6 protein-coding genes, 1 tRNA gene and 3 rRNA genes are annotated in these 13,362 nt (G+C 44.8%); 8 read left to right on the plus strand and 2 right to left on the minus strand.

Annotated elements, in window-relative coordinates; all coding sequences use genetic code 11:
• Positions 1-169: 169 nt before the first annotated feature.
• The 4 genes from G3341_RS01840 to rrf all read left to right on the plus strand — a co-directional run bounded on the left by G3341_RS01840 (position 170) and on the right by rrf (position 5,405).
• Positions 170-1,709: ribosomal RNA gene (locus G3341_RS01840) — 16S ribosomal RNA — on the plus strand.
• 134 nt (positions 1,710-1,843) lie between these two features.
• A tRNA-Glu gene (locus G3341_RS01845) sits at positions 1,844-1,919 on the plus strand.
• Positions 1,920-2,264: 345 nt separating this feature from the next.
• A 23S ribosomal RNA gene (locus tag G3341_RS01850) occupies positions 2,265-5,170 on the plus strand.
• A 119-nt stretch (positions 5,171-5,289) separates the two neighbouring features.
• Positions 5,290-5,405 (plus strand): 5S ribosomal RNA (gene rrf, locus G3341_RS01855).
• The 16S, 23S and 5S rRNA genes sit together here with 1 tRNA gene alongside, the layout of an rRNA operon.
• Positions 5,406-5,472: 67 nt before the next feature.
• Here rrf and G3341_RS01860 read toward each other — a convergent pair.
• Positions 5,473-5,616 (minus strand): hypothetical protein, encoded by a 144-nt coding sequence (locus G3341_RS01860; RefSeq protein WP_163860460.1) that lies wholly within the window; start codon positions 5,614-5,616, stop codon positions 5,473-5,475.
• Positions 5,617-6,553: 937 nt separating this feature from the next.
• Here G3341_RS01860 and metA point away from each other — a divergent pair.
• The 4 genes from metA to aceK all read left to right on the plus strand — a co-directional run bounded on the left by metA (position 6,554) and on the right by aceK (position 12,664).
• Complete coding sequence (gene metA, locus G3341_RS01865) at positions 6,554-7,483, plus strand: homoserine O-acetyltransferase MetA (protein WP_154623199.1); 930 nt, start codon at positions 6,554-6,556, stop codon at positions 7,481-7,483.
• Between the two features lie 365 nt (positions 7,484-7,848).
• On the plus strand, positions 7,849-9,447 hold the full coding sequence (gene aceB, locus G3341_RS01870; protein WP_154623067.1) for a malate synthase A: 1,599 nt from the start codon (positions 7,849-7,851) through the stop codon (positions 9,445-9,447).
• Positions 9,448-9,500: 53 nt separating this feature from the next.
• Entirely contained in the window at positions 9,501-10,808 is a 1,308-nt protein-coding gene (gene aceA, locus G3341_RS01875) for an isocitrate lyase (RefSeq protein ID WP_154623066.1), read from the plus strand.
• A 104-nt stretch (positions 10,809-10,912) separates the two neighbouring features.
• The gene (aceK, locus tag G3341_RS01880; protein ID WP_163860570.1) at positions 10,913-12,664 is read left to right on the plus strand and encodes a bifunctional isocitrate dehydrogenase kinase/phosphatase; all 1,752 of its coding nucleotides are present in this window, start codon (positions 10,913-10,915) and stop codon (positions 12,662-12,664) included.
• A gap of 50 nt (positions 12,665-12,714) precedes the next feature.
• Here the strand turns inward: aceK and G3341_RS01885 are convergent, their stop codons facing one another.
• Positions 12,715-13,359: a bifunctional 4-hydroxy-2-oxoglutarate aldolase/2-dehydro-3-deoxy-phosphogluconate aldolase gene (locus G3341_RS01885; RefSeq protein WP_154623064.1), complete on the minus strand. Its 645-nt coding sequence runs from the start codon at positions 13,357-13,359 to the stop codon at positions 12,715-12,717.
• Positions 13,360-13,362 lie beyond the last annotated feature (3 nt).

The following is a 13,362-nucleotide window of genomic DNA, read 5'->3' on the forward strand; positions in this document are numbered from 1 at the left end:
ATATGAACTAACAATGTGCAATTCGATTGTGGAAGGATAACGCGAAGGCGAGTGAGCATTTCCGAGACAGTACTGAGGTACGGCGAGGAAAGCGGAGCGAAGCCGACAATGTTAGCCGAACAGAAGCGAATTGATAAACAGTTTAATTCTTTGAGCATCAGACTACTTTTAATTGAAGAGTTTGATCATGGCTCAGATTGAACGCTGGCGGCAGGCCTAACACATGCAAGTCGAGCGGTAACAGGGGAAGCTTGCTTCCCGCTGACGAGCGGCGGACGGGTGAGTAATGTATGGGGATCTGCCCGATAGAGGGGGATAACTACTGGAAACGGTGGCTAATACCGCATAATCTCTAAGGAGCAAAGCAGGGGACCTTCGGGCCTTGCGCTATCGGATGAACCCATATGGGATTAGCTAGTAGGTGGGGTAATGGCTCACCTAGGCGACGATCCCTAGCTGGTCTGAGAGGATGATCAGCCACACTGGGACTGAGACACGGCCCAGACTCCTACGGGAGGCAGCAGTGGGGAATATTGCACAATGGGCGCAAGCCTGATGCAGCCATGCCGCGTGTATGAAGAAGGCCCTAGGGTTGTAAAGTACTTTCAGTCGGGAGGAAGGCGTTGATGCTAATATCATCAACGATTGACGTTACCGACAGAAGAAGCACCGGCTAACTCCGTGCCAGCAGCCGCGGTAATACGGAGGGTGCAAGCGTTAATCGGAATTACTGGGCGTAAAGCGCACGCAGGCGGTTGATTAAGTTAGATGTGAAATCCCCGGGCTTAACCTGGGAATGGCATCTAAGACTGGTCAGCTAGAGTCTTGTAGAGGGGGGTAGAATTCCATGTGTAGCGGTGAAATGCGTAGAGATGTGGAGGAATACCGGTGGCGAAGGCGGCCCCCTGGACAAAGACTGACGCTCAGGTGCGAAAGCGTGGGGAGCAAACAGGATTAGATACCCTGGTAGTCCACGCTGTAAACGATGTCGATTTGGAGGTTGTGCCCTTGAGGCGTGGCTTCCGGAGCTAACGCGTTAAATCGACCGCCTGGGGAGTACGGCCGCAAGGTTAAAACTCAAATGAATTGACGGGGGCCCGCACAAGCGGTGGAGCATGTGGTTTAATTCGATGCAACGCGAAGAACCTTACCTACTCTTGACATCCAGAGAACTTAGCAGAGATGCTTTGGTGCCTTCGGGAACTCTGAGACAGGTGCTGCATGGCTGTCGTCAGCTCGTGTTGTGAAATGTTGGGTTAAGTCCCGCAACGAGCGCAACCCTTATCCTTTGTTGCCAGCGATTCGGTCGGGAACTCAAAGGAGACTGCCGGTGATAAACCGGAGGAAGGTGGGGATGACGTCAAGTCATCATGGCCCTTACGAGTAGGGCTACACACGTGCTACAATGGCGTATACAAAGAGAAGCGACCTCGCGAGAGCAAGCGGAACTCATAAAGTACGTCGTAGTCCGGATTGGAGTCTGCAACTCGACTCCATGAAGTCGGAATCGCTAGTAATCGTAGATCAGAATGCTACGGTGAATACGTTCCCGGGCCTTGTACACACCGCCCGTCACACCATGGGAGTGGGTTGCAAAAGAAGTAGGTAGCTTAACCTTCGGGAGGGCGCTTACCACTTTGTGATCCATGACTGGGGTGAAGTCGTAACAAGGTAACCGTAGGGGAACCTGCGGTTGGATCACCTCCTTACCATTGAAGTGTTCTTGTGAAGTGTTCACACAGATTGTCTGATGAAAAGTAGAGCAATAGGCTATACGTGGGAGACTTACCACAGGGTAAGACTTGCATGAAATAGGCCACAACATGGTTGTGCAATATTTCGTGTCCCCTTCGTCTAGAGGCCTAGGACACCGCCCTTTCACGGCGGTAACAGGGGTTCGAATCCCCTAGGGGACGCCAATTGCGCCGATATCGAGTGAAAGACGATGTCCTCAATAATGATTAAACTAATTCACTGAGTTAGTTTAACAATTATGCTCTTTAACAATCTGGAACAAGCTGAAAATTGAAACAACGCACATTGTTTATCGCTTAAACAATGTGAGAGTCTCTCAAAATTTCAAACCTGAAATTTTCGGTCATTCAAACGAGTGGCATGAGCGAGCAGTGTGAAATTCACGGCGTAGGAGCGCAGTCAGCGCAGCGTACATCGGTACGTGAGCATGACGAGCACCGCGCAACAAAGAATTTCACCACGCACAGCCATGACAGTTAGGTGATCGTTGAAACAATTTCGGGTTGTGAGGTTAAGCGACTAAGCGTACACGGTGGATGCCTAGGCAATCAGAGGCGATGAAGGACGTGCTAATCTGCGAAAAGCGTCGGTAAGGTGATATGAACCGCTATAGCCGACGATGTCCGAATGGGGAAACCCAGTGCAATTCGTTGCACTATCGTTTGATGAATCCATAGTCAAACGAGGCGAACCGAGGGAACTGAAACATCTCAGTACCTCGAGGAAAAGAAATCAACCGAGATTCCCCTAGTAGCGGCGAGCGAACGGGGAGCAGCCCAGAGTCTTAATCAGCATCAGCATCAGGAGAACGGTCTGGAAAGTCCGGCAGTAAAGGGTGATAGCCCCGTATCCGAAGGTGTTGGTGTTGTGAACTCGACGAGTAGGGCGGGACACGTGTTATCCTGTCTGAATATGGGGGGACCATCCTCCAAGGCTAAATACTCCTGATTGACCGATAGTGAACCAGTACCGTGAGGGAAAGGCGAAAAGAACCCCGGCGAGGGGAGTGAAATAGAACCTGAAACCGTGTACGTACAAGCAGTGGGAGCACCTTTTAGGTGTGACTGCGTACCTTTTGTATAATGGGTCAGCGACTTATATTCTGTAGCAAGGTTAACCGTATAGGGGAGCCGTAGGGAAACCGAGTCTTAACTGGGCGATTAAGTTGCAGGGTATAGACCCGAAACCCGGTGATCTAGCCATGGGCAGGTTGAAGGTTGGGTAACACTAACTGGAGGACCGAACCGACTAATGTTGAAAAATTAGCGGATGACTTGTGGCTGGGGGTGAAAGGCCAATCAAACCGGGAGATAGCTGGTTCTCCCCGAAAGCTATTTAGGTAGCGCCTCGTGAACTCATCTTCGGGGGTAGAGCACTGTTTCGGCTAGGGGGTCATCCCGACTTACCAACCCGATGCAAACTACGAATACCGAAGAATGTTATCACGGGAGACACACGGCGGGTGCTAACGTTCGTCGTGAAGAGGGAAACAACCCAGACCGCCAGCTAAGGTCCCAAAGTCATGGTTAAGTGGGAAACGAAGTGGGAAGGCTCAGACAGCCAGGATGTTGGCTTAGAAGCAGCCATCATTTAAAGAAAGCGTAATAGCTCACTGGTCGAGTCGGCCTGCGCGGAAGATGTAACGGGGCTAAACCATGCACCGAAGCTGCGGCAGCGACATGTAAATGTTGTTGGGTAGGGGAGCGTTCTGTAAGCCTGTGAAGGTGTGCTGCGAGGCATGCTGGAGGTATCAGAAGTGCGAATGCTGACATAAGTAACGATAATGCGGGTGAAAAACCCGCACGCCGGAAGACCAAGGGTTCCTGTCCAACGTTAATCGGGGCAGGGTGAGTCGACCCCTAAGGCGAGGCAGAAATGCGTAGTCGATGGGAAACAGGTTAATATTCCTGTACTGGTGATAATTGCGATGGGGGGACGGAGAAGGCTAGGCTGGCCGGGCGACGGTTGTCCCGGTTTAAGGATGTAGGCAGGTGAATTAGGCAAATCCGGTTCACTACATGCTGAGGTCTGATGACGAGTCACTACGGTGGCGAAGTAGCTCATGCCCCGCTTCCAGGAAAAGCCTCTAAGCTCTAGATTATCATTAATCGTACCCCAAACCGACACAGGTGGTCAGGTAGAGAATACTCAGGCGCTTGAGAGAACTCGGGTGAAGGAACTAGGCAAAATGGTGCCGTAACTTCGGGAGAAGGCACGCTGGCGCTAGGTGAAGTCCCTCGCGGATGGAGCTGAAGCCAGTCGCAGATACCAGCTGGCTGCAACTGTTTATTAAAAACACAGCACTGTGCAAACACGAAAGTGGACGTATACGGTGTGACGCCTGCCCGGTGCTGGAAGGTTAATTGATGGGGTTATCCGTAAGGAGAAGCTCTTGATCGAAGCCCCAGTAAACGGCGGCCGTAACTATAACGGTCCTAAGGTAGCGAAATTCCTTGTCGGGTAAGTTCCGACCTGCACGAATGGCGTAATGATGGCCAGGCTGTCTCCACCCGAGACTCAGTGAAATTGAACTCGCTGTGAAGATGCAGTGTACCCGCGGCAAGACGGAAAGACCCCGTGAACCTTTACTATAGCTTGACACTGAACATTGAGCCTTGATGTGTAGGATAGGTGGGAGGCTTTGAAGTGTGGACGCCAGTCTGCATGGAGCCAACCTTGAAATACCACCCTTTAATGTTTGATGTTCTAACGTGGCCCCATCATCTGGGGTGCGGACAGTGTCTGGTGGGTAGTTTGACTGGGGCGGTCTCCTCCCAAAGAGTAACGGAGGAGCACGAAGGTTGGCTAAGCATGGTCGGACATCATGCGGTTAGTGCAAAGGCATAAGCCAGCTTGACTGCGAGAGTGACGGCTCGAGCAGGTACGAAAGTAGGTCTTAGTGATCCGGTGGTTCTGAATGGAAGGGCCATCGCTCAACGGATAAAAGGTACTCCGGGGATAACAGGCTGATACCGCCCAAGAGTTCATATCGACGGCGGTGTTTGGCACCTCGATGTCGGCTCATCACATCCTGGGGCTGAAGTAGGTCCCAAGGGTATGGCTGTTCGCCATTTAAAGTGGTACGCGAGCTGGGTTTAGAACGTCGTGAGACAGTTCGGTCCCTATCTGCCGTGGGCGTTGGAAGATTGAAAGGGGCTGCTCCTAGTACGAGAGGACCGGAGTGGACGCACCACTGGTGTTCGGGTTGTCATGCCAATGGCACTGCCCGGTAGCTAAGTGCGGAAGAGATAACCGCTGAAAGCATCTAAGCGGGAAACTTGCCTTGAGATGAGTCTTCCCTGACTCTTTAAGGGTCCTAAAGGAACGTTTAAGACTAAGACGTTGATAGGCTGGGTGTGTAAGCGTAGCGATACGTTGAGCTAACCAGTACTAATGAACCGTGAGGCTTAACCTGACAACACCGAAGGTGTTTTAGAGAGAACGTTGTGAAGCGCACGCAGAGTGCGAGAAATTAGCTTGTTCAAGATTGCTGTTCTGGTTGGTGTAAGCCGACGGGAACGAAAACCGAATTTGTCTGGCGGCAATAGCGCGGTGGTCCCACCTGACCCCATGCCGAACTCAGCAGTGAAACGCCGTAGCGCCGATGGTAGTGTGGGGTCTCCCCATGTGAGAGTAGGGAACTGCCAGACATTAAATTAGTGAGAAAGCCACCCGATGGGTGGCTTTTTTGCGTTTGGGGGATGTGATACCGTTTTATCATCCTTCTGCCTTACTGTCACCACCAAACACCAACCCCATCCCCGGTACTTCCTCACCAATCCTGCACCAGCGAACCGCATATTGATAGCCAATACATTGAGTAGAGATAAAGGAATGGCTCACTATTCGACTTATTTTCATGGTTGAGACCATTTTATAGGATGACTGGTGTTTATTTTTATGAATCGCAATCGGTATCGAAATAACATCATGGTTTAGATCGCTTTATCATACTGAGTACTCGATATCCATCTCATCAACTTATAGGTAAATAACTCGCTAGCTTATAAGCTCTGGCCTCAGAGGCTGTTAGGGGAGAGTCAAATAGCGGTAGAGGTCATTGACGACCTTTAGCTCATTCTTGTTAAGGATGGTTTTTTATTATTCTGACCATAATAGAAGGAGACGAATATTTATTGAGTATCGATAATAATTTAGCGATCTATAAGTAAGTTTTAACACTTTAACAATTAAATTTTTGAAAATTAATTAATTTAAAGAATGAATCAGTCGTTTAAAGCGTTTTTTTCTTCATCTTTTATTAAAATACGACAACTAATAATATCAATAAAATCAACTCATAAAGTAAAAATCATTCAGTTTATTGATCTTATGCCATTCCTACTTGCTATATCGGTTAGCGATAAACGAGTCACGCATCCTTTATGAGTGCTGGTTCGCATACGAGATATAGGTGTAGAGTTGCATGTGTGATGATTGGCCGCTTACATTTTACTGCTATTGAATTGCTATTTATCATTCGCTACAGCATCGAGTCTCACTCCTTCCTGCCATCTTTCTATCCAATCAGCTACTTCTTCCAGATTCGATAAATTACATATTATATAAATACAAATTCTAATAAATTTTGAGTTATATAACCTGATGGTTTTTATAATAATATCTTTATAATCAATTAATTATAAGTCTTATATATTTATAAGGAGAAGTGAATTTAATCTAATATCTTGAAATTATTTCAATTGGTCGTGAAAGTCTCGACATTGGGGGCAATTTTAGTTAAATTGTTTGGCATTCTAGAAGTCTAAACGTATAAATGTATAAAAGGGGATAAAGGATGCCAATTCGTTTACCAGATGAGTTGCCCGCGGTAAATTTCTTGCGAGAAGAAAATGTTTTTGTCATGACAACGACAAGAGCAAGCCTTCAGGAGATCCGTCCCTTGAAAGTATTACTGCTTAACTTAATGCCTAAAAAGATTGAAACTGAAAACCAATTTTTACGTTTACTATCGAATACTCCGCTTCAAGTCGATATTCAATTATTACGTATTGACCAGCGAGAATCTAAAAATACTCCAGCAGAACATTTGGATACGTTTTATTGTGACTTTGACGATATTAAAGACCAAAACTTTGATGGATTAATCGTCACGGGTGCACCCCTTGGCCTAGTGGAGTTTTGTGATGTGGCGTATTGGGAACAAATAGAAAAAGTTCTTCACTGGGCGAAGGATCATGTGACATCGACCCTATTTGTTTGCTGGGCTGTGCAAGCGGCGCTTAAAGTACTTTATGACCTCCCTAAATGGACTCGAGAAGAAAAGCTATCTGGTATCTATCAGCATGATACCCTTGAACCTTTCGCCTTGTTAACAAGGGGATTTGATGGCTCTTTTTATGCACCACATTCACGTTATGCTGATTTTCCTGAAAAACTTATTCGCGAGTATACCGATTTAGAAATATTGGCGAGTTCACAAGAAGCGGGCGCATATTTATTCGCATCGAAAGATAAACGACTGGTTTTTGTTACAGGTCATCCGGAATATGATGCCGAAACCCTTGCTCAGGAATATTGGCGTGATATGGATGCAGGCCTCTCACCTAAAATACCGTGTAATTATTTTAAAGAAAATGATCCGGAAAAGGATCCCATTGTTAGCTGGCGTAGTCATGGTCACCTACTTTTCTCTAATTGGTTGAATTATTATGTGTATCAGATCACACCTTTTGATCTTAGCCATATGGAACCTACTTTAGACTAAAAAACAGTCAATATTCTAGTAAAATAGCGATTTAAAAGAGTATTAAATGTGAGTTGTAAGTATTTTTAGTTAGTTAAACTAAGTTATGTGTTTTTGGAAGAATCAAAGCAGCCATTTATTGGCTGCTTTTTTGTTTTTTACGATAAATTGATAATGAGTTGTTATTTTTATAACACATTGATTTAACTTACGTTTAATATCTCATCATCTTAAAAGGGAACGTATAATCATAATTAAATTTATTTAAATTATGTTTATTATCAAGTGATTATGTTTGTTTTAAAATAAAATGGAAACCGTTTTTGATTTATTTTTATTTTAGGTTAATCTTAATTCTATCGGCGGACATGAATGAGGATTGACTAATGGACCAGCAGTTATCAGCATCAACATTAACGTTTACAAACAGTTTTAATCAGCAAGATAGCGAGGTGCTAACGGCTGATGCTATCGCTTTTCTGTCGGATCTTGCAGAAAAATTTTCAGCTAAAAGAGAATCTTTATTAAAAGAACGGCAGGTTAAACAGCAGCAAATTGACTCAGGCGTGTTACCTGATTTTATTTCAGAAAGTGATTCCATTAAAAATTCCGACTGGAAAATTCAAAATATCCCTGAGGATTTGCGTGATCGCCGAGTCGAGATCACTGGCCCTGTTGAACGCAAAATGGTGATTAATGCACTGAATGCCAATGTAAAAGTTTTTATGGCTGACTTTGAAGATTCCCTTTCTCCGTCATGGGATAAATTGATTGATGGTCAAATAAATTTAAGAGATGCAATTCGTGGGGATATCTCCTATACCAATGAAAATGGAAAGGTCTACCAATTAAAATCTAATCCAGCAGTCCTGATTGCCCGTGTGCGTGGCCTGCATTTAGATGAAAAACATGTATTGCTCGAGGGAAAACCAATTCCTGGTGGCCTGTTTGATTTCGCTCTCTACTTTTTCCATAACTATGCAGCGTTACTGGCAAAAGGAAGTGGCCCTTATTTTTACATACCGAAACTTGAGTCTTGGCAAGAGGCTAAGTGGTGGAGTGATGTGTTTAGCGCGGCTGAAGATACCGTTGGTTTACCAAGAGGAACGATTAAAGCGACCGTTCTTATTGAAACACTGCCTGCTGTTTTTCAAATGGATGAAATTTTATATCACATGCGTCATCACATTGTTGGGCTTAACTGTGGCCGTTGGGATTACATTTTTAGTTATATCAAAACATTAAAAGAGCATTCAGATAGAGTCTTGCCTGATCGTCAGGTAGTGACGATGACACAACCTTTTTTAAGTGCTTATTCGCGTTTATTAATTAAAACTTGCCATCGTAGAGGCGCTTTCGCGATGGGAGGCATGTCAGCCTTTATTCCAAGTAAAGACGCGGAAGAAAACAAGGCTATCTTAGCGAAAGTTAAAGCGGATAAAGAGCTGGAAGCACGCAATGGGCATGATGGTTCTTGGGTTGCACATCCAGGGTTGGCTGACACTGTCATGGACGTTTTTAATCACGTTTTAGGTGAACGCAAAAATCAATTAGATGTGTCTCGTGAATCCGATGAAGAGATTAGTGCTCAACAGCTATTACAACCTTGTGAAGGTGAGAGAACTGAAGCTGGTATGAGAGCCAATATCCGTGTTGCGGTGCAATATATCGAAGCTTGGATCTCTGGGAATGGGTGTGTACCTATTTATGGTTTGATGGAAGATGCCGCGACGGCTGAAATATCTCGTACCTCTATTTGGCAATGGATACGTCATGGAAAGTCACTTTCAAATGGTGAAAAAGTCACGAAAGCACTGTTTGAAGAGATGCTAGATGAAGAGTTGCAAGTCATTCAACAAGAGCTTGGCGATCAAAAATTCCAACATGGTCGTTTCCGTGAAGCAGCAGATTTAATGCGCAGGATAACAACACAGGATGAATTAATAGAATTTTTAACTGTGCCGGGCTACCAACTTATTCAGTAATCAATATAGAACAAAACATCATAGACCCTACATAAATTATAAGGAATACGAACATGACGATATCACGCGCAGAGCAGATTACCCAATTAGAGAACGAATGGAAAAAAGCACGTTGGAAAGGCATTACTCGCCCTTATAGTGCTGAAGAAGTGGTGAAGCTGCGTGGTTCAGTTAACCCAGAACATACGCTTGCGACCAAGGGAGCCCAAAGATTATGGGAGCAGCTTCACGGCCAGTCTAAAAAAGGTTATGTGAATGCGTTGGGCGCATTAACCGGCGGTCAAGCATTACAACAAGCGAAAGCAGGCATTGAAGCTATCTATCTTTCTGGTTGGCAAGTCGCTGCGGATGCCAATACGGCTTCAAGTATGTATCCTGACCAATCGTTATATCCCGTGGATTCGGTGCCTTCAGTCGTTAAAAAGATAAATAATACGTTCCGTCGAGCGGATCAAATTCAGTGGGCTAATGGTATTGGACCTGAAAATAAAGAATATATCGATTTCTTTTTACCGATTGTCGCTGATGCAGAAGCTGGTTTTGGTGGCGTTCTTAATGCCTTTGAATTAATGAAAGGCATGATTGAAGCTGGGGCTGCGGCGGTACACTTTGAAGATCAACTAGCGGCGGTTAAAAAGTGTGGCCATATGGGAGGAAAAGTATTAGTTCCAACTCAAGAGGCGGTACAAAAACTAGTTGCCGCTCGACTGGCAGCAGATGTCTCAGGGGTGGCAACTATTCTGATCGCTAGAACTGATGCGGATGCGGCTGATCTTTTAACATCGGACTGTGATCCTTATGATGCTGAATTTATTACAGGGGAAAGGACCAATGAAGGCTTTTTCCGTACGAAAGCAGGGATCGAACAAGCGATTAGCCGTGGATTAGCTTATGCACCATATGCCGATTTAGTTTGGTGTGAAACGTCAAAGCCAGATTTGGAAGCTGCTCGCCAATTTGCTGAGGCGATTCATGCAAAATACCCAGGTAAATTATTGGCTTATAACTGTTCACCTTCATTTAATTGGAAGAAGAATCTAGATGATGCAACGATTGCACGCTTCCAAGATGAACTTTCAGCGATGGGGTACCGTTTCCAATTTATCACCTTAGCGGGGATTCATAGCATGTGGTTTAACATGTTTGACTTAGCTCATGCATATGCGCAAGGAGAGGGAATGAAGCATTATGTTGAGAAGGTACAAGAACGTGAATTTGCGGCTATTAATAAAGGATATACTTTCTCTTCGCATCAACAAGAGGTGGGCACGGGTTACTTTGATAAGGTCACAACCGTCATTCAAGGTGGCACATCGTCAGTCACTGCCTTGACGGGGTCGACAGAAGAAGAACAGTTCTAAAAGGCAAATTTTTGCCTACGTGACACATCGATTCCTTTTGTTCACGTGTATCTGTTTTTTATTTTTTCGGCACTTTCGAGTGCCGTTTTTTGTCGGGAGCTACTATGACACTATCGACTGAACAGATAATTGCTCAGACAATCTTGCAGGGTTTTGATGCTCAGTATGGTCGTTTTTTAGAAATAACCTCGGGTGCACAAGAACGATTTGAGCGGGCTGATTGGCATGCAATCCAAGATGCGATGAAGCAAAGAATACAACTTTATGACCATCATGTTGGATTGGTGGTGGCTCAGTTGCAATTTATGGGATTAGTTCAGTCATTAACACCGGAAATGTTATCCAGCATCAAACGTGTTTATACCACTCTGTTACCTAATTACCCTCGTTTTGAAATAGCGGAAAGTTTTTTTAATTCAGTATATTGTCGTCTGTTTAAGCATCGCGAGCTGACACAAGAAAATTTGTTTATATTCACATCTCAACCTGCACGGCGTTTTAGTGATCTTCCCCGGCCACTCGATCGGCAATATTTGGTCAATGGCAGTTTATTTACTATGTTACAAGAGATACTCAGTGCGCTGCCATTACGATTACGGTGGCGTTCTTTAAATTGGGATGTGCAATGTATTGTTGATAGCTTAATTTCCCGCTTCCCGAATATTCAATGTGAAAGCGTTTCTTTTCATATAGTTAATGAATTATTTTATCGAAATAAAGCGGCTTGGCTAGTGGGTAAACTCGTTATTAATGATGAGGTTCATCCATTTTTATTACCTATCCACCATGACGCTGATAATAGCCTTTATGTGGACACCTGTTTAACGGGATTTGACGAAGCAAGTATTGTTTTTGGGTTTGCTCGCTCTTATTTTATGGTATATGCCCCTTTTCCTGCGGCATTAGTTTTTTGGTTAAGAGAAATTTTACCCAGTAAATCCATTGCTGAGTTGTATATGGCAATTGGCTGCCAAAAGCATGGTAAAACAGAGTATTACCGTGAATACTTGGCTTTTATTAATTTTTCTCGAGAACAATTTACAATAGCGCCGGGGGTTAAAGGAATGGTGATGTTGGTGTTCACTTCACCGTCATTTGATCGGGTATTTAAGTTGATTAAAGACGAGTTTGCCCCCCAAAAAGAGGTCACAAGAGCGCGCGTACAGGAGTGCTATCGGTTGGTGAAGGAGCATGACAGAGTTGGTCGCATGGCCGATACCCAAGAATTTGAAAATTTTATCATAGATAAACGCTATATCAGTGATGAGTTAATGGAGGAGTTGCGAAAGGAAACTCCGTCATTAATTGAAGATTTAGGAGACAAAATATTGATCCGTCATTTGTATATGGAAAGAAAGATGACGCCTCTCAATATTTATATGGATGATGCCAATGAAGCGGAATTACGCCATGTTATTGATGAATATGGTCAAGCAATCAAGCAGCTTGCCGCAGCGAATATTTTTCCTGGTGATATGTTGTTTAAAAACTTTGGCGTGACACGGCATGGGCGTGTTGTTTTTTATGACTATGATGAAATTTGTTATATGACCGAGGTGAATTTCCGACGTATCCCTGAGCCAATGTATCCAGAGCAGGAGCTGTCGGGAGAGCCTTGGTATAGCGTAGGAGAGCATGATGTTTTTCCTGAGGAATTCGCGCTGTTTTTATGCCAAGACCCCAAAATACGAGGCTATCTGCAAGAACGGCACGGAAATCTATTTACGGCAGAATATTGGCAAAGTTTACAAAATAGGATCCGTAGTGGGCATATAGAGGACGTTTATGCGTATCAAGAGGAACTGCGCTTTTGCCGATGTGTTACGCATGAAAAAGTGTGTATAAATAGTGACTGAGCTTAAGATACCGAGCCACTGTCGTCATCAACTCTGGCTCGGTATAGATTTTATGCTAGCTTAGCGCCCTTAATGGCTTCTTCCGCTAATTGAGTGATGCGCGGATAGTCACCGGCTTTCAAGGCATCCTCTGGTACTAGCCATGAGCCGCCAATACATAGTACGCTTTTTAATGCGAGGTAATCGCGATAATTGGCAGGAGATATCCCTCCCGTCGGGCAGAATTTTACTTGCGGGAACGGGCCAGCGATGGCTTGCAGGGCTTTAATTCCGCCATTAGCTTCAGCAGGAAAGAACTTAAATGCCTTCAAACCATGATTCATTCCAAGCATTAATTCAGAAACGGTGGATATACCTGGAATTAAAGGAATACAGCCCTGAGTTGCCGCACAGAGTAACTCTTCCGTTAGCCCTGGGCTAATAGCAAATTGCGCTCCAGCTTCGGTGACTGCTTCAAGTTGTTGAACGTTAATTACAGTGCCTGCACCAATAATGGCTTCCGGAACTTCTTTTGCGATAAGCCGAATCGCGTCAATGGCACATTCTGTTCGTAGCGTCACTTCGAGTACTTTAATCCCCCCTTTGACGAGTGCTTTTGCAAGAGGGATTGCGTGCTCAAGTTGATTAATGACGATAACGGGAACGACAGGACCTGTATTTAGTACATCCTCAGCCGACAATTTCCAATTTTGCATAAT

It is taken from the genome of Providencia vermicola (assembly GCF_010748935.1).
Lineage (GTDB): Bacteria > Pseudomonadota > Gammaproteobacteria > Enterobacterales > Enterobacteriaceae > Providencia > Providencia zhejiangensis.

Bases quoted from the DNA above. Each gene is read 5' to 3' on its own strand.
- G3341_RS01860 (WP_163860460.1), bottom strand. From the start codon at position 5,616: ATGAAAATAAGTCGAATAGTGAGCCATTCCTTTATCTCTACTCAATGT.
- metA (WP_154623199.1), top strand. From the start codon at position 6,554: ATGCCAATTCGTTTACCAGATGAGTTGCCCGCGGTAAATTTCTTGCGA.
- aceB (WP_154623067.1), top strand. From the start codon at position 7,849: ATGGACCAGCAGTTATCAGCATCAACATTAACGTTTACAAACAGTTTT.
- aceA (WP_154623066.1), top strand. From the start codon at position 9,501: ATGACGATATCACGCGCAGAGCAGATTACCCAATTAGAGAACGAATGG.
- aceK (WP_163860570.1), top strand. From the start codon at position 10,913: ATGACACTATCGACTGAACAGATAATTGCTCAGACAATCTTGCAGGGT.
- G3341_RS01885 (WP_154623064.1), bottom strand. From the start codon at position 13,359: ATGCAAAATTGGAAATTGTCGGCTGAGGATGTACTAAATACAGGTCCT.